The 21,388-nt window shown below is 73.8% G+C and carries 20 protein-coding genes; 4 read left to right on the forward strand and 16 right to left on the reverse strand.

The window, feature by feature from the left end; all coding sequences use genetic code 11:
- The 12 genes from ABZW03_RS16120 to ABZW03_RS16175 form a co-directional block, all read right to left on the reverse strand.
- Positions 1 to 1,707 (reverse strand): condensation domain-containing protein (locus ABZW03_RS16120; protein ID WP_355257631.1); only part of this gene is annotated, 1,707 nt, incomplete at its 3' end.
- A 183-nt stretch (positions 1,708 to 1,890) separates the two neighbouring features.
- Entirely contained in the window at positions 1,891 to 2,091 is a 201-nt protein-coding gene (locus ABZW03_RS16125) for an MbtH family protein (RefSeq protein ID WP_355257634.1), read from the reverse strand.
- A 129-nt stretch (positions 2,092 to 2,220) separates the two neighbouring features.
- Positions 2,221 to 3,525, reverse strand: a complete 1,305-nt coding sequence (locus ABZW03_RS16130; RefSeq protein WP_355257637.1) for a glutamate synthase-related protein — start codon at positions 3,523 to 3,525, stop codon at positions 2,221 to 2,223.
- Positions 3,522 to 4,523 carry an asparagine synthetase A gene (locus ABZW03_RS16135; RefSeq protein ID WP_355257640.1) on the reverse strand — a complete coding sequence of 334 codons (1,002 nt, stop codon included), beginning with the start codon at positions 4,521 to 4,523 and terminating at the stop codon, positions 3,522 to 3,524. The genes ABZW03_RS16130 and ABZW03_RS16135 overlap by 4 nt, the downstream gene beginning before the upstream one ends.
- A 124-nt stretch (positions 4,524 to 4,647) precedes the next feature.
- Complete coding sequence (locus tag ABZW03_RS16140; RefSeq protein WP_355257643.1) at positions 4,648 to 5,943, reverse strand: methylaspartate mutase; 1,296 nt, start codon at positions 5,941 to 5,943, stop codon at positions 4,648 to 4,650.
- The gene (locus tag ABZW03_RS16145; protein ID WP_355257645.1) at positions 5,940 to 6,440 is read right to left on the reverse strand and encodes a methylaspartate mutase; all 501 of its coding nucleotides are present in this window, start codon (positions 6,438 to 6,440) and stop codon (positions 5,940 to 5,942) included. The genes ABZW03_RS16140 and ABZW03_RS16145 overlap by 4 nt, the downstream gene beginning before the upstream one ends.
- A gap of 2 nt (positions 6,441 to 6,442) precedes the next feature.
- A complete protein-coding gene (locus tag ABZW03_RS16150; protein WP_355257648.1) occupies positions 6,443 to 7,207 on the reverse strand; it encodes an alpha/beta fold hydrolase in 765 nt (254 codons plus the stop codon).
- Entirely contained in the window at positions 7,204 to 9,018 is a 1,815-nt protein-coding gene (locus tag ABZW03_RS16155) for a non-ribosomal peptide synthetase (RefSeq protein WP_355257651.1), read from the reverse strand. The genes ABZW03_RS16150 and ABZW03_RS16155 overlap by 4 nt, the downstream gene beginning before the upstream one ends.
- Positions 9,015 to 10,046, reverse strand: coding sequence for a TauD/TfdA family dioxygenase (locus ABZW03_RS16160; protein WP_355257653.1), 1,032 nt, complete (start codon positions 10,044 to 10,046; stop codon positions 9,015 to 9,017). Before ABZW03_RS16160 ends, ABZW03_RS16155 begins: the two co-directional genes overlap by 4 nt.
- A gap of 648 nt (positions 10,047 to 10,694) precedes the next feature.
- Positions 10,695 to 11,096 (reverse strand): TIGR03618 family F420-dependent PPOX class oxidoreductase, encoded by a 402-nt coding sequence (locus ABZW03_RS16165; RefSeq protein WP_355257656.1) that lies wholly within the window; start codon positions 11,094 to 11,096, stop codon positions 10,695 to 10,697.
- A 60-nt stretch (positions 11,097 to 11,156) separates the two neighbouring features.
- Positions 11,157 to 11,807 (reverse strand): MBL fold metallo-hydrolase, encoded by a 651-nt coding sequence (locus ABZW03_RS16170; protein ID WP_355257659.1) that lies wholly within the window; start codon positions 11,805 to 11,807, stop codon positions 11,157 to 11,159.
- Positions 11,804 to 12,889, reverse strand: coding sequence for an S-(hydroxymethyl)mycothiol dehydrogenase (locus tag ABZW03_RS16175; RefSeq protein ID WP_355257662.1), 1,086 nt, complete (start codon positions 12,887 to 12,889; stop codon positions 11,804 to 11,806). Before ABZW03_RS16175 ends, ABZW03_RS16170 begins: the two co-directional genes overlap by 4 nt.
- Before the next feature lie 597 nt (positions 12,890 to 13,486).
- Between ABZW03_RS16175 and ABZW03_RS16180 the strand changes: the two genes are divergently transcribed.
- The 3 genes from ABZW03_RS16180 to ABZW03_RS16190 all read left to right on the forward strand — a co-directional run bounded on the left by ABZW03_RS16180 (position 13,487) and on the right by ABZW03_RS16190 (position 16,293).
- The gene (locus tag ABZW03_RS16180; protein WP_355257665.1) at positions 13,487 to 14,701 is read left to right on the forward strand and encodes a cytochrome P450; all 1,215 of its coding nucleotides are present in this window, start codon (positions 13,487 to 13,489) and stop codon (positions 14,699 to 14,701) included.
- Positions 14,698 to 14,955 (forward strand): ferredoxin, encoded by a 258-nt coding sequence (locus ABZW03_RS16185; protein ID WP_355257668.1) that lies wholly within the window; start codon positions 14,698 to 14,700, stop codon positions 14,953 to 14,955. The genes ABZW03_RS16180 and ABZW03_RS16185 overlap by 4 nt, the downstream gene beginning before the upstream one ends.
- 147 nt (positions 14,956 to 15,102) lie before the next feature.
- Positions 15,103 to 16,293: an MFS transporter gene (locus ABZW03_RS16190; protein WP_355257671.1), complete on the forward strand. Its 1,191-nt coding sequence runs from the start codon at positions 15,103 to 15,105 to the stop codon at positions 16,291 to 16,293.
- Between the two features lie 9 nt (positions 16,294 to 16,302).
- Here ABZW03_RS16190 and ABZW03_RS16195 read toward each other — a convergent pair whose 3' ends face one another.
- The 3 genes from ABZW03_RS16195 to ABZW03_RS16205 form a co-directional block, all read right to left on the reverse strand.
- A complete protein-coding gene (locus ABZW03_RS16195; protein WP_355257674.1) occupies positions 16,303 to 17,223 on the reverse strand; it encodes a LysR family transcriptional regulator in 921 nt (306 codons plus the stop codon).
- Between the two features lie 56 nt (positions 17,224 to 17,279).
- Positions 17,280 to 18,293, reverse strand: coding sequence for a quinone oxidoreductase (locus ABZW03_RS16200; protein WP_355257677.1), 1,014 nt, complete (start codon positions 18,291 to 18,293; stop codon positions 17,280 to 17,282).
- A gap of 288 nt (positions 18,294 to 18,581) precedes the next feature.
- Positions 18,582 to 19,838 (reverse strand): aminoglycoside phosphotransferase family protein, encoded by a 1,257-nt coding sequence (locus tag ABZW03_RS16205; RefSeq protein WP_355257679.1) that lies wholly within the window; start codon positions 19,836 to 19,838, stop codon positions 18,582 to 18,584.
- Between the two features lie 71 nt (positions 19,839 to 19,909).
- Here ABZW03_RS16205 and ABZW03_RS16210 point away from each other — a divergent pair, with 71 nt between their 5' ends.
- Positions 19,910 to 20,413, forward strand: a complete 504-nt coding sequence (locus ABZW03_RS16210) for an ATP-binding protein (RefSeq protein WP_355257682.1) — start codon at positions 19,910 to 19,912, stop codon at positions 20,411 to 20,413.
- A 15-nt stretch (positions 20,414 to 20,428) separates the two neighbouring features.
- On the opposite strand, the gene ABZW03_RS16215 is transcribed toward ABZW03_RS16210, so the two are convergent.
- Entirely contained in the window at positions 20,429 to 21,286 is an 858-nt protein-coding gene (locus ABZW03_RS16215; RefSeq protein ID WP_355257685.1) for a PhzF family phenazine biosynthesis isomerase, read from the reverse strand.
- Positions 21,287 to 21,388 lie beyond the last annotated feature (102 nt).

Below are 21,388 nucleotides of genomic sequence, written 5' to 3' on the forward strand. Positions count from 1 at the left end.
CACCGAACCCGCCGGCACCGCACCCGAGTCACCACCCCACCCGGACACGATCAGCTCACGCTCACCACCCACCAACACATCCACCGAACCGACCAACTGCCCCGCATCCACCACCATCGCGACCAGCACCTGACGCAGGCGCTCGGCCAGCGTGGTGACGGTGGCGTGGTCGAAGAGGTCGGCGGCGTAGTGGAGTTCGGCCCGAATACCGGCGGGGCCGCTGGCGGCGTCGTGCTTCTCGGAGAAGATCACGTTGAGGTCGAACCGGGCCGGAGCGGCGGCCAGGGTCTCCGTCTCCAGCGTGACACCCGGGAGCCGGAGCACCCCCTCGATGTTGTTCTGCAGCACCAGCATCACCTGGAACAGCGGATGCACCGAGGCGGAGCGGACCGGATTCAGCTCCTCCACCAACCGCTCGAACGGCACGTCCTGATGGGTGAACGCCGCCAGGTCCGTGTCACGGACCCGGCCCAGCAGCTCACCGAAGCTCGGCGAACCCGACACATCCGTCCGCAGCACCAGCGCGTTCACGAAGAACCCGACCAGGTCGTCCAGCGCCTGGTCGGAACGCCCGGCCACCACCGTGCCGATCGGGATGTCCGTGCCCGCGCCCAGCCGCGACAACAGCGCCGCCAGCGCCGCGTGCAGCACCATGAACAGCGTGACGCCGTGCCGACGCGCCAACGCCTCCAGCTCGACGTGCAGTTCGGCGGAAAGCCCGATCTCCACCAGGCCACCCGCCGACGACACCACCCCCGACCGGGGCCGGTCCAGCGGCAGCGCCAACTCCTGCGGCGAATCCTTCAACGCCTCGGACCAGTAGGCCAGTTGCTCACCCAGGACGTCATCGAGCAGCCCGTGCTGCCACAGCGAGTAGTCCGCATACTGGACCGGCAGCGGCTCCCACTCCGGCGCCTTCCCGGCCAACCGAGCCCGGTAGGCCGACGCCACCCCCTCCCACAGCGGACGCATCGACCAACCGTCACTCGCGATGTGGTGGGTCGTCACGACGAGGACGGACTCGTCCTCGCCGAGCGTGAACAGCACCACCCGCAACGGCAGCTCGGTCGCCAGGTCGAAGGTGGCGAAGGCCTCGGCCGAGGTCCGCTCCTCGACCTCCTCCGCCGTGCAGGGCTCGACCCGGAACGGCACCTCGACGTCCCCGACGGGCAGCACCAGCTGACGCGGCCGGCCGTCGACCGCCGGATAGACCGTCCGCAGCGCCTCGTGCCGACCCACCACGTCACCGATCGCCGCCTGCAACGCCTCGACGTCCACCGAACCGCTCAACCGGAACGCGAACGGGCTGTTGTAGACCGCCGACGCCCCCTCCAGCTGGTCGAGGAACCACAGCCGCTGCTGCGCGAACGACAACGGCAGCACCTCCGGCCGTTCCCCCGCAACCAGGGCGGGACGCGCCGGACGCCCCTCCTTCAACCGCTCCGCCACCTTGGCGACGGTCGGGTTCCGGAACAGCTCCCGGATGCCGAGCTCGGCACCGAGCGTGGTGCGGATCCGGCTGATCAGCCGGGTCGCGAGGACCGAATGCCCGCCCAGCGCGAAGAAGTTGTCGTCGACACCCACCGACGGCACACCGAGGACCTCAGCGAAAAGGCCGCACAGGATCTCCTCCTGCGCCGATCCGGGACCGCGACCGCCCTTGGCCGCGGCCTGCTGCCCGGTCGTGGGTTCCTTCTGCTGAGCCATGACATCTCCTCTGGTGCCTGTCTGGTGCCTGTCCGGCGACGATCAAGGTGATCAAGGTGATCGAGCGGTGCTCAGTGCGCGTGACCGGCCGCCCCGGCCAGGTGTTCCGTCACCTGGCCGGGGCCGTACGCGGGTGTGGGGAATGGAGCCTCGGGGTCAGGAGCCTCGGGGTCAGCCGACGGGTCAGCCGACGGTCGTCGGGCGCGGCGCGAGGTCGGTCCAGTTCTGCTCGATGTAGTCCAGGCAGGCCTGGCGGTCGTTCTCGCCGAAGGCCGTGGTCCAGCCGGCCGGGACCTCGATCGCGGTCGGCCACAGCGAGTGCTGGTTCTGGTCGTTGACCAGGACCACGTAGCGGGCCTCGGCGTCCTCGAACGGGTTCGTCACAGCGGTTCTCCTTCTCAACGGGGTGGAGGTACTCGAAAGGGCTCCGCCCGGTTCGCAACCGGGTTCGGCGTGCTACGGCAGGAGGTACGGGCTACGCCAGGAGGTACGGGTTACGGCAGGAGGTGCGGGCTACGGCAGGAGGTACGGCCCGGCCGCCTCCGGCAGCCAGACGTCCTCCGGGGCCAGGGCGGCGGGCGTGTACTTGCCCAGCGCGCTGATCAGCAGCCGCAGTTCGAAGGCGAGGCAGGCGACCAGCCGGGTGATCCCGTCCTGCGGGTCCTCGTCCGCCGCGAGCAGGGCCGCCCGGCCCAGCCCGACGGCGCGGGCGCCCAGCGCCAGGCCCTTCACGGCCCTGGCCCCTTCCCACATCCGGCCCGAGACCAGCAGGCAGTGCGACCCGGACGGCGGCCCCAGCCGGCGCAGGCACTCGCCCAGCGGCAGGCCCACCTGGTCGAGGAAGCTGCTGGGCGCCCAGCCGCTGCCGCCCTCGGCGCCGTCGACGGTCACCGAGTCGGCGCCGCTCGTCCACGCCACGACCGCCGCCTCGTGGATGTCGCGCCCGGGCGGGAGCTTCACCCAGATCCGCGCGCGCGGATAGTTGTTGCGCATGAACCGGATCTGCTGGCGCAGGATCTCCGCCGTGAACGTGCCCGGGCTGCTGGAGCGCAGCACCCGGTCGTCCGCGCCGGGCCCGCCGCCGAAGACGCTCTCGTCGGTGCTGTACTGCGCCGCCAACCGGTCGGCCGCCGAGCGCTTCAGCACCGTCATCCCGCCGAGGCCGGGCTTGGCGCCCTGCCCCACCTTCAGTTCGAACGCCAGCCGGCCCGACTCCAGCAGCGCCTTCGCGGCCGGGGCGCTGTAGATCTGGTTCCACACCTCGGCGTCCGCGTCCTCGGTGCTCTGCTGGAACGCCAGCCCGCCCATCCCGTCGGGGAGTTCCTGCTCGTAGGCGCGCAGCCGGGCGAGCATGCTGTCGCCGGTGGCGGCGGATTCGTCCGCGTCGCCGGCGAAACCGTTGGTCGGCACCACGTTCTCGCCGATGACCAGCGGGATGCCCAGGCGTCCGGCCTGCCGGCTGGCCGCCAGGCCCAGCCCGGAGGAGGCGACCTGGGTGGAGCCGAAGGCCGAGACGTAGACCGGCAGGGCCGAGCGGAACCCGCCGATGTCGGTGGCGAGTTCGACGTCGCCGTAGAGCGGCTCGCGGGCCAGGTCGGTGAGCTTCTCCAGCCGCTGGGGCATGAAGACCGGCGGGACCAGGCGCAGCGCGTCCAGCACGTCCCCGCCGCGGGGCGCCGCCGACTGCGGGGCGCCGCCGGCGCCGAACAGCGTCAGGCCGTAGCCGTCCGTCGGGGGGAAGGCGCGGGCGGCGCCCTCCCTGGCCCGGGCGCGGATCGCGTCCTCCGGGAACCCGGGGGCGCTCAGCACCCGGCTCACGGCGAGACCACCCCGGGGACCTTCGGGAACGGGGTGGCCTGCCAGACCGCGTCCAGCCCCGCGACGTAGCGGGTGAGCCGCTCGATGCCGATGCCGAAGCCGGCGCTGCCCGGGATGCCATCGCGGACCATCTTCAGGTACCACTCGTACTTGGCCGGGTTCTCGCCGCTCTCCCGCATCCGGGCGATGATCCGCGCGTAGTCGAACTCCCGCTCGCTGCCGCTGATCAGCTCGCCGAACCCCTCGGGGGCGATGAGGTCGAAGTTGCGCAGGACCTCCGGGCGCTGCGGGTCCTCGCGGTCGTAGAAGCCGCGCGAGCCCTTGGGGTAGTCGACGATGAAGAACGGCGCGTCGGACTTGTGCGAGAGCAGGCCCTCGCCGCGCCAGTCGATCTCGGCGTCGTGGTTCTGCTCGTGGCCCAGCCGGGCCAGTTCGGCCATCGCGTCGCCGTGGGTGATCCGCTCGAACGGGGCGTCGCGGGTGAGCAGCGGGGTGAAGGCGTCGGTGTCCCGGCCCAGGGCGTCCAGCTCGGGGCCCATCGTCCGCACCACGCGCTCGACCGCCGCGGTCACGATGGACTGCGCCACCCGCATCGCGTCCTGCTGGGTGGCGCCGGCGATCTCGACGTCGAACTGGTGGAACTCCGCCAGGTGCCGGCCGATGTTGGCGGTCTCCAGCGGTTCGAGCCGGACGTTCGGCGCGACGTAGAACACCTTGTCGAAGGCGAGCAGCGACGCCTGCTTGTAGAGGATCGCGCTGGTCATCAGCTTGTAGCGGTGGCCGTAGAAGTCGACGTCCACCTGCTTGGCGCCGCGGCCGCCCGGGTCCGTCACCGGTCCGATGATCGGCGGCAGCAGCTCCACGAACCCCTCGTCGAGGAGTAGTTCGCGGCCCGCCTGGACGATCTGGTTCTGGATCCGCAGCACCGACTGCGTCAGGGGGTTCTTGAGGTGGTCCGGCAGTGCGCCGGGCCGTGCAGACTCGAACTCGCTGGTCAAGGGGTCTCTTCCTTCGGTTCTCTGGTCCTGCGTTCTCTGGTCCTGCGTTCTCTGGTCCTGCGTTCTCCGGTCCTGCCGGTTCTCCGGTCCTGCCGGCTTTCCGTCCTGCGGTTCCGGCAGGGGTTCAGCCGGAGATCCCGGGCAGCCGGTCCAGCGTGGTGGCGGCGCTCTCGTCGTACGAACGGGCGACGTGGGACAGGGCCCGGAGCAGGTCCGCCGCGCTCATCGAGCGCCGGTCGGCGGACCGCCCGTGCGGCCGTACGGGCAGCGCGCCGGTGTGCGACCAGCGCAGCCGCCCGTCGGACTCGATGTAGCTCCTGGCCCGCCCGGCGTTGTCCGGGTGCAGGCAGTACGGGACGTCCAGCAGGCCCCGGGCGAACGCCTCGACCAGCGCGGCGCCCACGTCGGCGTTCAGGCCGAGGACGGTGTCCACGAGCGCCGTCGCCTCGTCCAGGACCTCGCTGCCCGCCCCGGTGTCCGGCGGCCCCGATCCGCCCGCGTTCTGTGCGGCCAGGGCCGCGATCTCCAGGGCCTCGACGTTCTCCCCGACGGTGGGGATGCGGTGCGCCTCGGCCGCCGTCTTGACGATGAGCCGCTCCGCCCCGGTGCGCACCGCCAGCTCGGCGGCCCGCTCCAGCAGCAGCAGGGCGCCCGAGCGGGTGCGGGGGTAGACCCCCATGTAGTTGTAGATCACGATGTGCCAGTCGACGTCCGGCAGCAGCGCACCGGCGAGGCGGCGCAGGGCCAGCACCGCCTCCCGGTCCTGTTCGGCGTTGGTCTGCTGGGCGTAGCTCAGCGAGATGCTGCGCAGGCCGTGCTGACGGAAGAACACGCCCTCCAGGAGGCTGATCGCCACCAGCAGGCCGGGCGGGCACAGCTGGCCGAGCATGCAGCCGCCGAAGGTCTCGACGTGCGGTTCGACGTCGTGGGCGCGGGCCCGGACCATCAGCTCGCAGGACCGCTCCCAGTTCCGCACCGCCCGGCGCAGCGGGAGCCGGCCGTACGGCAGGCAGTAGGAGACCGGGCCGCCCTCGGTGGTGTCGAGCCCCGCCGCCAGCGAGGCGGCGATGATGCCCTGGGGGCTCGCCGAGCCGTGCCGCACCTGGACCGGGAAGTCCCGGTCGCGCACGCCCTCCAGCACCCCCCGGTTGGTCTCCGGGGGGTGGGTCCGGATCGGGTACCCGTTGAGGTCGCCGCCCTCGGCGACGGCCCGCCGGGCGTCGGCGAGCTTGCCGAGCCGGGTGTAGCTGTCCAGGGTGACCGTGCCGACGGTGGTGGCGTTGGCCCCCTTGACGGCGATCAGCCCCTCCCGCATGGCGCGCGGGTCGCCGAAGCCCATCCGCGGCTGCACCACCAGGCTGCCCCGGGCGTGCGACCGTCGGACGAAGTCGGCGAACGCGTTGACCGGCCGGTCGTTCATGGGGTGGGGGCGGCGCGGAGCTCCTCCAGGACGCGGCCGGCCCGCCTCGCCTTCTCGGCACCGAGGGCGGCGACGTACCGCTCGAACTCCGCCACTCCGGAGGCCTCGTGGAAGACCGCGGAGAACCCGGCCGACAGCAGCCGGTGCGTCATCTCCCCGCCGGTTCCGCCGCCCGCCCCGGCCGACAGCTGCCGGCCGGTGCCGAGCTTGCCGCCGATGACGACCGGGGTGCCGGCCAGCTCCGGGACGGCCCGCAGCGCCGCGACGGCGGCCAGTCCGTCGCTCTCGCCGTGGCCGTTGACGCTGCTGAGCACGATGAGGTCGGGGGCGCCGCGCCGGCACTCCTCGGCCAGTTCCCCGCCGGGCAGGCACGGGCCGAGGTTGCGCACCCGGTGTCCCCAGTCCTCCAGCTGGAGCTGGAGGAAGACCAGGTTCCAGGTGTGCGAGTCCGACTCGGTGCCGCTGACGATCACGTCGAGCGTGGCGTCGGTGCCCATCGTCAGCTCCTCTCGCCCGGGTCGAGGGCGGCGATCCTGGAGGGCAGGGTCCGCCAGACCTCCGGGGTGTAGAAGTGCCCGCCGGGCAGGACGTCGTGGCGGTACTCGCCCAGGGCCAGCGCGCGCCACTGCTCGCCCGCGTTGGCCTCGATCACGTCGTCGTCGGCCCCCGAGAGCATCTGCACCGGCATGCTCACCGTGGCGCCGTCGGTGTACCGGAAGGTGTCCCGCACCCGGATGTCGGCCCGCATCAACTCGACGGCCATCTCCTGGAGTTCCGGGTCCTCCAGGACGTGGGCCGGCATCAGGCCGTGGGTCTTCATCCAGAGCAGCAGGCCGTCGTCGTCGTCCTGCTGGGACGGGAACATGTCCCGGGGCGTCAGCCCGCGGGCGGGTGCGTTGGCCGAGGAGACGACCAGGTTCCGCGGCACCGGCCCGCCGTCGCGCTCGATCCGCGCGGCGACGTCGAACGCCATCCAGCCGCCCATGCTGTGCCCGAAGAGCACGTACGGCCCGTCGACGGCGGACAGCACGGCCGCGGTGGCGTCCTGGGCCAGCTCGTCCCAGTCGGTGGCGAAGTCCTCCAGGAACCTGCCCTCCCGGCCCGGGTAGCAGATCGCCGACAGCGCGATGTCGGCCGGCACGGCGTCGGCCCACAGGTGGTAGGAGGCCGTCCCGCCGCCGCAGAAGCCCAGGCAGATCAGCGACAGGGCGGCGTCCTTCGGGCGCTGGATGCTGATGACGGTGGTGTCCTGCGCGGTGCTCACTTGCCCTCCGTCCGACGGGACGCCACGAACTCCGCCAGCGTCCGCAGTTCGGGGTGCTGGTAGACCTCCTTCGTGGACACGGTGATGCCGAACTGCTTCTTCAGCCGCCCGATGACGCGCAGCGCGATGAGCGAGTGGCCGCCCAGCGAGAAGAAGTTGTCGGTGGGGCTGATCCGCTGGCGGCCGAGCACCTCGGCCCAGACGCCGGCGATCAGGGTCTCGAACTCGCCCTGGGGCTCGTCCCCCGGCTCCTGGCCCGCGTCGGCCCACCGGGCCTCGTCGACGGCGGGCAGGGCCCGGTGGTCCACCTTGCCGTTGACGCTCAGCGGCATGGCCTCCAGCGTGACGAAGGCCGAGGGGACCATGAAGGACGGCAGCAGGCCGCCCAGGTGGTCCTGCAGCTCCCGGTCGCGCGGGGCGCCGTCGCCCTCCGGGACGACGTACCCGACCAGCTGGTCGCCGGCGGTCGCGGTGCCGTGCAGGACGACGGCGGCGGCCCTGACCTGCGGGTGCGCGGCGAGCGCCGTCTCGATCTCGCCCAGTTCCACCCGGTAGCCGCGGATCTTGATCTGCCGGTCGACCCGGCCCAGGTAGTCGAGGGCGCCGTCGGGGCGCAGCCGCACCCGGTCGCCGGTGCGGTACATCCGCTGGCCGGCGCCGGTCGGGTCGGCGACGAACCGCTGCGCGGTCAGCGCGGGCCGGCCGACGTAGCCGTTGGTCACCGAGGGCCCGGCCAGGTAGAGCTCGCCCGGCTCGCCGACGGCCGTGGCGCGCAGGTGTTCGTCGAGCACGTGGGAGGTGAACCCGGGCAGCGCGCGGCCGATGTGCGGGCCGTCGCCGGTGATCCAGGCCGCGGTGGCGTCCACCGTGCACTCGGTCGGGCCGTACAGGTTGATCGCCTCGACCGTGCCGGCGTCGCGGGCCTCGCCCAACTCCCGCCAGGCCTCGGCCGGCACCGGCTCGCCGCCCATGAACAGCCGCAGCACGCGGCCGTCGGCGGTGGGGGCGAGGAGGGCCTCGCGCAGCACCTCCCAGTGCGAGGGGGTCAGGTCCAGGTCGTCGACGGCGTGCTCGTCCAGCAGGGCGCGCAGCACGGCCGGGTCGGTGCGCTCGTTCTCGCCGATCACGACGATGCTGTCGCCCCGGCAGACCCGGGCCCACTGCTGGACGGAGGCGTCGAAGGAGATGCTCGCGTTCCAGGCCACCACCCGCGGCCCCGCGGCGTAGTAGCCGGCCTCCTCCAGGTCCGCGGCGAGCGCGGCCACGCCGCCCCGGGTGGCCTCGACGCCCTTCGGCGTCCCGGTCGAGCCGGAGGTGAAGATCACGTACGCCGGGTCCGCCGGGTCGGCCTGCGCGGCCGGGGCGTCGGGGGCCGCGCCCGGCGCGGTGCGGGCGTCGGCGAGGGTGAGGACCTCGACCCCGGCGGGCCAGGACGGCCCGCTGCCGGGCTCGGCCAGGACGGTGCGCAGGCCCGCGCCGGTCACCATGTGGGTGAGGCGCTCCTGCGGGTAGGCCGGGTCCAGCGGCACGTAGGCGGCGCCGACCCGCCACACGGCGAGCAGGGCGACGACGAGGTCCGCGCCGCGGTGCATGCTGACGCCCACCCGGGCGCCGCGGGCCAGCCCGCGCTCGGCCAGCTTCGCGGCCAACTGCCGCACCTCGTGGTCGAGTTCGGCGAAGGTGAGGGTGCGGTCGGTCCCGCGCACGGCCATCCGGCCGGGGGCGGATTCGACCGCCTGCCGGAACCGGACCATCGGGTCGACGGGGGCGGTCCGGGCCGCCGGGGCCAGGGGCTCCTCGGTGATGCTCACGCGGCACCGCCGGCCAGCGCCGAGGCCGCCACGGTGGGCCGGCAGTCCTCGAGTTCGACGGGGTTGCCCATCGCGACGACGATCTTGCGGTCGCCCCGGAACGGGTCGCGGCCGTGGGCGGTGAGCACGTTGTCGACGAGCATGACGTCGCCGGGCTGCCAGGTCTGGCGCACCGTGGCCTCGGCGTAGGCGGTGTTGATGATCTCGAGCTCGTCCCGGGTGAGCGGCTGCCCGTCGGCCACGCCGGTCTCGAACGGCAGGCCGTCCGCGCCGAATTCGTCCACGAGCGTCTCACGGAGTTCCTCGTCCAGCGACCAGGAATTCCAGAAGGCCATGTGATTGAACCAGACCTCCTCGTCCGTCGCCGGATGCCGGACGATTCCGGGCCGCCGCTGGACCGTCTTCAGATTCCCCTCGTCGTCCCAGCGGCAGGAGATCAGGTTCTCCGCGCAGTACTTCTCGACGTCCTCCCGGCGCTCCGTCGCGAATGCCTTCTCCCAGCTCACGGAGATGTGCTCGGAGTAGCTCCGGTGCAGGGTCCAGCCGTGGGCGCGCATCCGCTCGACCAGGGCGGCGGGCAATTTCCGCAGCACCTCGCGGCAGTCCGCCACCGGGGTGGCTCCCCCCTCCTCCGGGGCGATCAGGCAGGCGAACATCAGGAGGCCGGGGAATGTCAGGGTGTAGCTGTTCTCGTTGTGCATCCGGATCGACTGGGCCGGCGGCAGATCGGTGGACGAGTAGACGTCGTTGCCGAAGCTGCTGCGCGGCGTCGCCTTCTCCCGGTAGGGCGTCCGCTGCGGGACGAGGACGTCCCGGACGAGCGCGAAGTCCTCAACGGAGGCGACCGGGAGTCCGCGCAGGTACAGCGCGCCGTACCTTTGAAGCGCGGTGCGGAGGTCGGGCAGGAGCGCGTTCAGCCACGCGCAGGCCTCCTCGGTGCCTTCGAATCGGGGAACGACGAGGGTCGCCGGCTTGCCCTCCTCCAGGGTCCAGTCCAGTTCTTTCGGCGCGGTGCTTGCAGAAGACATGACTCGGTGCACCTTCCTCATGACGGAGCGCCACGGCATGGTTCCGCGGTCGCCCCCGGGCATGTTGAATCGCGATCAGAACCTCTGACCCGGGCACGGGATCAGCGACCGCGCGGGGTCGCCGTGCCAGGTCTTCAGGAAATTCGTGCGGCCGGAATTCGAGGCCGACGACAGAACGGTTCGACGGGGCGTCGATTTCCCCCGAAGGTGGCGAACGGGCAGCACAAGAGACCGGCTTTCCGACGCCATTTCCTGCGCCGACGAGCCGCTACCGCCGAGTTTTCACACCACCGTCCGCACCCGCGGAACATCGGTACCGCATTCACGACCGGAGAACGTCGGGATGCCCCCCGGCACACCCGCACACCGATCCCTTCCCCCCTCCCGAGTGCTCACATTCAGGTGCGCGGGATTCGCGCGCCCGGTGTCGTTCCCCCGAGTTGCCGGAGCGGGTGTCCTGCTACCCATCGCCCCCGCCGTGACCGTGCGCGGCCAATCAGATCACATCAACGCGCCGTCGTGGAAGAAGTAGCAGAGGCCAGTTCCAAATTCTTAATGTAGCATTCACGTCACCGACAGTGACGAATCCATCGCCGGTCGGGCGATGGCAGAGCTGAGGAGGGTGGGGACCGTGGGGCGCGGGCGTTCTCAGGCCCGGCCGAGGACACGGTCGACGGTGATCTCGATGACCACCCGGTCCGGGTTGACCCGCGGCTCGCGGTAGCGCTCGGCGTAGCGGCGCTCCGCCTCGGCGACCTGCTCGGGCTCGTCGCGGACGACCGCCACGCCCTCCAGGGTGGACCAGCGGGCCCGGTCCACCTGGCAGACCGCGACCCGCAGTCCTCCCGGCCCCGCCTCGGCGACGTTGCGGGCCTTGCGGCTGGTACGGCTGGTGATCACCCGGGCGGTCCCCGTCTCCGGCTGGTACGTCACCCCGACCGGCACCACGTGCGGCGTGCCGTCCGGGCGGGTGGTGGTCAGCGTGGAGATGTGCCGCTCCCGCCAGAAGGCGAGGAAGGATTCGTCGAGGTCACGCGGGTCATGGGCCATGACCGGATGGTACGGCCCCCGGGGAACGGTGCTTCCCCGGGGGCCGTACGGGCGGGGGCGTCAGTGCCCGCGCGCGATCCACTCCGGCAGCGCCGGGGCCTCGGCGCCGATGGTCGTCGGGTCGCCGTGGCCGGTGCGCACCACGGTCTCGGCCGGGAGCGTCAGCAGCCGCTCGCGGATCGAGTCGACGATCGTCGGGAAGTGCGAGAACGACCGGCCGGTGGCGCCCGGGCCGCCCTGGAAGAGGGTGTCCCCGGTGAAGACGGTGCCCAGCGCGGGCGCGTACAGGCAGACCGCGCCCGGCGCGTGGCCCGGGGTGTGCAGCACGGTCAGCTCGACGCCGGCCACCTCGATCCGCTGCCCGTCGGCCAGCTCGCCGTCCGGCAGCCGCTCGGGGTGGGTGAGCTTCCACAGCGGCAGGTCGTCCGGGTGCAGCAGGACCGGCGCACCGGTGCGGTCGGCGAGGGCCGGGGCCGCGTCGATGTGGTCGTTGTGCGCGTGGGTGGAGACGATCGCCAGCAGCCGGCGCCCGCCGAGCGCGGCCTCGATGGCCCCGGCGTCGTGCGCGGCGTCGATCACCACCGCCTCCTCGTCGTTCCCGACGATCCAGACGTTGTTCTCCACCTCCCAGCTGCCGCCGTCGAGTTCGAAGGTCCCGGCGGTCACCAGCCGGTCGATCCGAGCGCCCGTACGCTCGCTGCGCCCGGTCACAGGACCACCACCGAGCGCAGGACGTCGCCCTGGTGCATCCGCTCGAAGGCCTGCTCCACCTGGTCGAGCTCGATGGTCTCGGTGACGAAGGCGCCGAGGTCCAGCCGGCCCTGGAGGTAGAGGTCGATCAGCATCGGGAAGTCCCGCGAGGGCAGGCAGTCGCCGTACCAGGAGGACTTCAGCGCGCCGCCGCGGCCGAAGACGTCGAGCAGCGGCAGCTCCAGCGTCATCTCCGGGGTCGGCACGCCGACCAGGACGACGGTGCCGGCCAGGTCGCGGGCGTAGAAGGCCTGCTTGTAGGTCTCCGGCCGGCCGACCGCCTCGACCACCACGTCCGCGCCGTTGCCGCCGGTCAGCTCGCGGATCGCCTCGACCGGGTCGGTGCTGCGGGAGTTGACGGTGTGGGTGGCGCCCAGCTTGCGGGCGGTCTCCAGCTTGCGGTCGTCGATGTCCACCGCGATGATCTTCGCCGCGCCCGCCAGCCGGGAGCCCATCACGGCCGCGCCGCCGACGCCGCCGCAGCCGATCACCGCGACCGAGTCGCCGCGGCCGACGTTGCCGGTGTTGATCGCGGCGCCGAGGCCCGCCATCACGCCGCAGCCCAGCAGGCCGGCCACGGCCGGCTCGGCGGCCGGGTCCACCTTGGTGCACTGGCCGGCCGCGACCAGGGTCTTCTCGGCGAACGCGCCGATGCCCAGCGCCGGGGACAGCTCGGTGCCGTCCAGCAGCGTCATCCTCTGCTTGGCGTTGTGGGTGTTGAAGCAGTACTGCGGGCGGCCCCGCAGACACGCGCGGCACTGGCCGCAGACCGCGCGCCAGTTGAGGACGACGAAGTCCCCGGGCTCGACCTCGGTGACGCCCTCGCCGACCGACTCCACGATGCCCGCGGCCTCGTGGCCGAGCAGGAACGGGAACTCGTCGTTGATGCCGCCCTCCCGGTAGTGGAGGTCGGTGTGGCAGACGCCGCACGCCTGGATCCGGACCACCGCCTCGCCCGGGCCAGGGTCCGGCACCACGATCGTGGCCACCTCCACGGGCGCGCCCTTGGCGCGCGCGATGACTGCCTTGACCTGCTGGGGCATCCGATTCCACCTCCGTCGGCCGGTACCGATCCGCACCGGCGTGACCTGCGACAAAAGACTGCAAGACGAACTGCCCACGAAGCGTATCGCCCGCCATCCCGACGGCTCACGCGCCCTCACGCGCCCTCCCGGGGCACGTGCCGTCCGGATATGCGCCGGGGGCCCGCCGACGGCCCGGCGCGGCCGCGAGGGTGGGGGCGCGCAGGCGGCGCTGAGCGCCGGTCAGCCCGCCCCGAAGTGCCCGGAAAGCACCGGCGTTGGCTGGAACTGCCGCAGACGGGCGCCCCGCCGCCCACGTACGGTCGTAGCTGAGACGGTCCACGCGACCACGCTCAGCACACCCGCCCCACCCGTCGGCGCGCGACCGTGCGCCGGCCGCGCCGGGTGCGTACCGACCGTGCGCGCCCGCACATTTCGCGCCACACACCCGTCAGCGCCACACACCCGTCAACGCCACAAACCCGTAGGAGCCCGACCGAACCCCGGCCCGTGTCGAGCCGCCAGCCGGCCGCACCACCCGTCCCCCCGCACCATCCCCGGATTCACCCTCCGTCGGTTCGCATCCCGCGGCCCACCGCCCTGGAGTCTGGAGTACGGATGTCCACCGAGAACAGTGCGACCAGCGCCGGCACCGCCCCGCTCCCCCCGATGCACTGCATGCGCCGGCTCGAACCCGGCCCGCCCCGCCTCGCCGCGCTGCCCACCGGCACGCCGGTCTGGCTGGTCACCCGGCACGCCGACGTGCGCCAGGTGCTGACCGACCCGCGGCTGGGCCGCGCCCCGCTCTACGCGCCGGACGCCCCGCCGATCACGGTCACGCCCAACATCCTGGACGACCCGCAGAGCATGCTGAACATCGACGGCACCGAGCACCAGCGGCTGCGCCGCACCGTGCAGCGGGCCTTCACCCCGCGCGCGATCGAACGCTGGCGGCCCTGGGTGGCCTCGGTGGTCGAGTCGCTGATCGACGAGCTGATCGACCACGGCTCCCCCGCCGACGTCGTCGCCGGCTACACCCGCCCGCTGCCGGTGGCGGTGATCAGCCGGCTGATGGGCCTGGACAACCTGGACAGCAAGCGGCTCGCGCACTGGAGCGACCACGCGCTCTCCACCACCGCCTACAGCGCCGACGAGATCCTCACCGCGATGACCGAGTTCGCCGCCTTCGGCGCCGAGGTGATCGCCGAGCGCCGGGCCGCCCCCGGCGACGACCTGGTCAGCGGCCTGCTCGCGGCCGCCGCCGAGGACGGCTCGATCAGCGAGGGCCAGCTGGTCCTGCTGGTCATCGGCCTGGTCGTGGCCGGCCACGAGACCACCATGACCAGCCTGGGCAACGCCCTGGTCTACCTGCTCCAGGACGGCCGCGAGGCCTGGCAGCGGCTCACCTCCGACGAGGCCGGCGCCGCCGCCGCGACCGAGCAACTGCTGCGCGCCGTCCCGCTCGGCGACGCCCAGGAGCACATGCCCGGACTGCTGCGCCGCACCGTCGAGGACGTCGAGATCGGCGGGGTGGTCATCCCGGCCGGCAGCGTGGTCGCCGCCGACGCGCAGGCCGCCAACCACGACCCGGAGGCCTTCATCGGGGGCCTGGACTCCGAGCTGTTCTCCCCGCTGGCCGCCCCCACCCTCACCTTCGGCGCCGGGCCGCACCACTGCCTGGGCGCCTGGCTGGCCCGGATGGAGCTGGAGCTCGCCCTGCACCGGCTGGCCCGCCGGCTGCCCGCCCTGCGGCTGGCCGACCCGGTCGAGCGGATCGACTGGCGGCGCGGCCTGCTCACCCGCAGCCCGAACTCCCTGCGGGTGGTCTGGTGACGGGCCGCGCGGACACCGAGCCGGTCGTCGTCCGGGTCGACCGGGACCGCTGCATCGGCTCCGGGATGTGCGCCCTCAGCGCGCCCGACTCGCTGGTCCTCGGCGCCGACGGGCTGGCCGCCCCGCTGGCCGCGTACGCCGACGGCGGCGCGGAGCTGACGGACGGGCTGGGCGAGGCGGTGGACTTCTGCCCGGTCGAGGCGCTCAGCCTCCACTCGGCCCGCGGCGGTTACCGGATCGACCCCGCGGAGTGAGTCCCGCCCCGGTGGCGCCCGCCGCGGTCGTCGCGGTGGGCGCCACCGGAGCGTGCTCCCGCCTCGGGTGATCGATGAGCCCGGCTAATCGGTCCATGAGCTCATCGATCTTGTTCGGCCCCGCCGCCGGCTGGTGGGCTGGGGTGCATGACGAACGCCGAAACCCTTGCCCCACCGGCCGGTTCACCCGCCGCGCAGCGCTGGTCCCCGGTCCTCGCCGTCGCGCTGGCCACCTTCACCGTGGTCTCCTCCGAGATGATGCCGGTCGGCCTGCTCACCCCGATGTCCGACAGCCTCGGGGTCACCGACGGGGTCACCGGGCTGTCCCTCGCCATCACCGGCCTGATCGCCGCCGTCCTCGCCCCCTTCGCCCCGCTGCTCGTCGGCGCGCGCGACCGCCGGACCGTCCTGGTCGCCTTCATGCTGCTGCTCGCCCTGGCCGACGCGGTGACCGCGCTGGCGCCGGACTTCGCCGTGCTGGCCGTCGGGCGCGTCCTGCTCGGCACCGCCATGGGCATCGTCTGGGGCCTCGCCGCGAGCATCGGCCCGCGCCTGGCCGACGGCCCGCGCCTCGCGCTCGCCATGACGCTGATCTTCTCCGGCATCTCGATCGCCTCCGTCCTCGGCGTCCCGCTGGGCACCTACCTGGCCGCCCTGCTCGACTGGCGGGCCGCGTTCTGGGCGCTCGCCCTGCTCGGCGCCGGCTCAGCCGCCGTCCTCGCCGCCACCCTGCCCGCGCTGCCGGTGTCCGAGCGCGCCCGGCTCGGCGGCCTGGCCGACGCCCTGCGCCACCGGGGCGTCGCCGCCGGGATCGCGATCACCGGCTTCGTCGTGCTCGGCCACTTCGCCGGCTACACCTACGTCCGCCCGGTCCTGGAATCCGGCGCGGGCCTGAGCAGCGGCGTGATCGCCACCTGCCTGCTGGTGTACGGACTCGCGGGCGTCGCCGGGAACTTCACCCTCGGCCCGCTGTCCGGACGCCGGCCGCGGACCGCCGTGCTGCTCGCCCTCACCGGTGTCGCCCTGGCCGCCGCCCTGCTCGGGTACGCCACCGGCGTCGTCACCGTGCTGCTCGTGCTGGTCGTCTGGGGCGCCGCGTACGGCGGGGTGTCGATCTCCACCCAGGCCTGGGTCCGCACCGCCGACCCGGCCCGGATCGAGGCCTCGGCGGCGGTCTGGGCGGGCGTGTTCAACGCGAGCATCGCGCTCGGCTCCTTCGCCGGCGGCCTGGTCGTCGACCGGGCCGGGAACCACGCCGTCCTGCTCACCGCGGCCGGGCTGACGGCCGTCGGGCTGCTGCTCGCCCTGCTCACCCGGCCGCACGACCGGCGGTCGTAGCCGCCGCTCTCAGTCGACGTGCCGGGCCAGCAGCTCCACGAACGCGCCCGCCATCCGGTGCGGCCGCCGCTCGTTCCGGACCACCTCCAGCGTGGTCGGACCCAGCTCGGGCACCGGCAGGAAGCGGATGTCCGGCCGTTGGACGTACGTCGTGCTGCGCTCGCAGAGCAGCAGCCCCTGACGGGTGCTGGCCACCATCGACAGGCCCTCCTGGATGGTGGCCGCACCCGCCGCGTACGCCAGCTCCCGCCCGCCCGGCGTCCGCCGGGGCGCGTTCACCTGCCGCCAGTACTCGGGCGCCGGGCCGCGCGGCTCGATCAGCGGCAGCGCGGCCAGCTCGTCGGCGCTCACCCCGTCCGCCCCGCCGAGGCTCCGCGCCGCCGAGACCGCCACGTACACCGGCTGCCGGGAGAACTCCATCAGCACCTCCAGCCCCGGCTCCCGGCACGGGGCGAGCACGATGGCCAGGTCGACCTCGCCCCGGGCGAGGTGCGAGAACGGGTCCGCCCACGGCAGTTCGACCAGCTGCGCCGTACCCTCCGGCAGGCTCGCGATCACCCGGGCCACCGGCTCGTACACCGCGCACTGGAAGCCCAGCCGCAGCGGACGGGCGGTGGCGGCCGCGGACCGGGCGGCCTCGTACCCGTCCCGGAGCCGCTCGAAGGCGGGCACCACCTGCTCGGCCAGCGCCCGCCCCAGCTCGGTCAACTCGACCCGGCGGCTGGTACGTCGGAACACCGGCGCCCCGACCCGGCTCTCCAGGCGCTTGATCAGCTGGGAGACCCGCCCCTGCGAGACGCCCAGGCGCTCCGCCGTCCGCCCGAAGTGCAGCTGGTGGACGAGGACGGCGAAGCACTCCAGCTCCTGCAGCGGCAGCTCGGGCAGGACGGGAGTCCCGAGGGCTCCGGGGGCCGGCGTCGGTCGTTCCACCCCGGCAGTCTACGGACTGTCCCGTCAGTGATCTCGCGGACCGACCTGACGCCGTGTCAGCCGGCCCCGCCGTTCGGGGTGTCTCCGACAGCGGCCGCATCCGGTACGACGAGCAGCTTGCCGGTGGTACGCCGGGCCTCCAGGTCGCGGTGGGCCCGGGCGGCCTCGGACAACGCGTAGCGGCCCGTCACGGTGACCTCGAGCGCCTCGGAGCGCACCCACTCGAACACATCGGCGGCCCGTCGGAGCAGTTCGGACCGGTCGGCGATGTAGTCCCCGAGGCTGGGCCGGATCAGGGTCAGCGAACCGCCCCGGGCGAGCCGCATCGGATCGAACGGCGGCACGGCACCACTCGCCGCGCCGAAGAGCACGAGATGGCCGCGGGGTCGCAGGCTGGCGAGGCTCGCGTCGAAGGTGTGCGCGCCGACGCCGTCGAAGACAACCGGCAGTCCCTGACCGCCGTTGAGCCGCCGCACCTCGGCTGCGAGATCGTCGACCGCGGAGGAAAGGATCACCTCGGCGGCCCCGGCACGCTTCGCCGACTCGGCCTTCGCCGCGGTCGACGTCGTGCCGATCACCCTGCCGCCGAGGTGGGTGACGAGCTGGGTCAGAAGGAGCCCCATGCCGCCGGCAGCCGCGTGCACGAGCACCGTGTCGCCCCGCCGGACCGGGTAGGCGTCCGTGACGAGATAGTGCGCGGTCATTCCTTGCAGGAGCACGGCGGCGGCGGTCTCGAAGCCGATGTCGTCGGGCAGCGGCACCAGCCGCGAGGCGTCCACGACGGCCCGCTCGGCATAGGAGCCGGGGATCTCCACCCAACCGACCCGGTCCCCCACGGCGACGTCGGCCACGCCCGGTCCGACCTCGACGACCGTGCCGGCGCCCTCGGTGCCCGGAGTGAAAGGCAGCGGGAGGACGTATCGGCCCTCGCGGTGGTAGACGTCGAGGAAGTTGACGCCGGATGCGGCGACCTCCACGACCGCCTCGCCCGGACCGGGCCGCGGCTGGGCCACATCGGCCTCCCGCAGCACCTCGGGACCGCCCACTTCGTACACCTGAATCGCTCGCATGACCCTCCAATAACGGCTCTCGTCCCCGCCAACCCCGTTGACGGGGATCCGATTCCCGGCCTGCGGGCCAACGCCCGCCGGCTGCGGCCGCTCCGGCCCGACGGCCGCGACCGGCCAGGGGTGGGACCACGAACGCGGCGCCGAACGCCACCGGCACCCGCCGACCCCGCCCACCCCGCCGATCCGCCGACCCACCCACCCCGCCGATCCGCCGACCCGCCGACCCTGCCGGCCCGTCGATCCGCCGCAACCCGAGCAGCCGCGAACGCGCCTCCTGCCTGTGCCCGGCTACGCACCCCGGGCGCAGGCCAGCAGGGCGCGCAGCTCGGAGGCCGGGTCGCCCTCGTGGTACGGGCGTTCGCTCGGCTCGATGTGGTCAAGGAACTCCTGGTAGCGCAGGGCGTAGGACAGGTGGTGGAGCGGCTCGGCGAGTTCCAGGGCGCGGCCCGGGTCGCAGCCGGGGGCGTGCCGCTGCCAGGCCTCCGTCCAGACCCGGACGTGGTGCTGCCAAGCCTCCGGGCCGATGTAGGCGCGGGGGCGCAGCCCGTCCAGGGCCGGGTGGCCGAGGCAGGAGTCGGCGTAGTCGACGACCACCGTGCCCGCACCGTCCGAACGCCAGTTGCCGGGGTGGAAGTCGCCGTGCACCAGGGTCTGCGGCAGGCCGCAGTCGGCGAGCCGGTCCAGCAGCCCGGGCAGGCCGGCGGCGAAGCCGGCCAGGCCGTCCAGTTCCTCGGGCGTCAGGTCGGTCTCCTCGGGCAGCCGGTCCAGCAGGGCCGTCAGCTGGGCCGCCAGGGCGGGCGGGGTGCGGTCGCGCAGTCCGGCCAGGTCGGCCGGGCGGTCGGCGAGCGCGGCCTGGGCGGCCACGAACCGGGGGACGAGGTCGGCGACCGTCCCGGCGGACGGGGCCCAGCAGTCCTCGCCGGGGACGTGGTCGAGCAGCAGCCGCCCGCCGGCGGGGTCGGCGGCGAGGACGGTCGGGACGAGCGCGCGGTCGACGCCGCCGAGCAGCGCGATGACCTCGCCCTCGCGGGCGTTGAACGCGGGCGTCGTGGTCTTCAGCCAGGCGTCGACGCCGGTGGCGGTGGGGATCCGGACGAGGCCGGAGAGGTTCCAGGTCCGGATCTGCCGGGCGGGCCCGGCCTGCGGGCGGCCGACGGCGGCGAGCTCCGCCTCCGCCCAGGCCAGCGCCGCCCGCAGGCCCGCAGGCGTGGCCCAGGCGGCGCGGCGCTCGGCCGGGCCGAGCAGCGCGGCCGGGCCGAGCAGCGCGGCCGCATCGCCGTCCAGGGGACGGGAGTTCAGACCGGCCGGCCGGCGCAGCGCCTCGGCGTGGTAGCGCACCCGCCCGCCGTGGCCCGGGTCCTCGCTGTGCCCGTCGACCAGCCGCGCCACCAGCACCGGCACCCCGGCAGCCGCCGTCGCCCGCGCCACCACCTCGTCCACCGAGGACCACCAGCCGAGGTCCACCTCGAAGGGGCCCACCTGCCCGAAGTACTCGTCCCCGTACGTGATGTCGACCGTCACGGTCCGGTTGCTCGCTCGCTGCATCCGAGCAGCTTCCCCGACGGGACGGGGTCGATGCGACCGATTTTTGGCCGCCCCGGGGCTAACCTGGGCCAGTGGCACGGCGATCGAGCACGGTGGTGCTGATGTGCGGTCTGCCCGGGGCGGGCAAGACCACCTATGCGATGGGCCTCGTCCAGCGGGGCTACGTACGGCTGTCGATCGACGAGGTGGTGTGGGAGCGGCTCGGCCGGTGCGACGCCGGGCTGCTCCTGCCGCCTGCGGAGTTCGACCGCCTCAAGGACGAGATCCGCCGTGAACAGCTGGTGGAGCTGGTCGAGTTGATGCGAGCCGGGCGGGACGTGGTGGTGGACTACACGTTCCGGAGCCGCGCCGCCCGGGACGACTACAAGGCGCTGGTGGAGCGCCACGGCTGCCGCTGGGAGCTGGTCCACCTCAAGGCCGACCGGGCGACGCTGGAGCGCCGGCTCGCGATCCGCAATGCGCGACAGGGCGCCAACTCCGTCACCGTGAGCGCGGAACTGTTCAACCGCTACTTCGCCACCTTCGAGGAGCCCCGGGACGAGGGCGAGCAGGTCCTGCCGCAGCCCCCGTCCTGAGGCCGGGCCCCCTCGTCAGCCGATGGGCACCGCCGTGCCCGAGACCCGCACCCGGGTGTCCTCGGACCGAAGGTCGACCCGCAGCAGGCCCGGGCGGCCCAGGTCGTCGCCCTGGTGCAGGGTCAGCACCGCCGGGGCCGTCACCGCGCCCAGCTCCCGCAGGTACGCGCCGAAGGCGGCCGCGGCCGCGCCGGTGGCCGGGTCCTCGACCACGCCGCCGACCGGGAACGGGTCGCGGACGTGGAAGACCTCGGGCGCCTCCCGCCAGGCGAGCTGCAGGGTGGTCAGGTCGCGGGCGCGCATGAAGGCCGCCAGGCCGTCGAAGTCGTAGTCGAGCCGGGCCAGCCGCTCGCGGGTGGCGACCGGCAGGACCAGGTGCCGGGCGCCCGCGTAGGCGGTGCGCGGCGGCAGGGCCGGGTCGAGGTCCGCGGCGGACCAGCCGAGCAGGGCGAGCGCCTCCGCCACGTCGGCCGCCGGCACCTCCTCGACCTTCGGCTCGACGCTGGTGAGGGTGGCGCGCAGCAGCCCGTCGGTGTCGCGCTCGACCTCGACCGGGACGTCCCCGGCCGCGGTCGCGAAGACGTACCGTCCGGGCCCGGTGCGCCCGGCCAGGGCGACGGCGGAGGCGACCGTCGCGTGGCCGCAGAACGGCACCTCGGCGAGCGGGCTGAAGTACCGTACGCGGTACGCCCCTTCGGCCGGGCCCGCGGTGAGGAAGGCGGTCTCGGAGTACCCGACCTCGGCGGCGACGGCGAGCATCCGCTCGTCGGTCAGCCCGGTGACGTCGAGCACCACGCCGGCCGGGTTGCCGCCCTCGGGGCGGGTGGCGAAGGCGGCGTAGCGGAGGATCTCAGGAGCGGCGTCGGCGGTCATGACCGCACGAACGCGCCGGATGCCCGGGCTGTTCCCGGTCGCCGCGCAGCACCGTCCGCGCCGACGGCCCGGCGCGGCGGGCGGCCCGGCGCGCTGAGCGGC

Origin of the sequence: Kitasatospora sp. NPDC004799 (assembly GCF_040609095.1) — a bacterium.
Taxonomy (GTDB): Bacteria; Actinomycetota; Actinomycetes; order Streptomycetales; family Streptomycetaceae; genus Kitasatospora.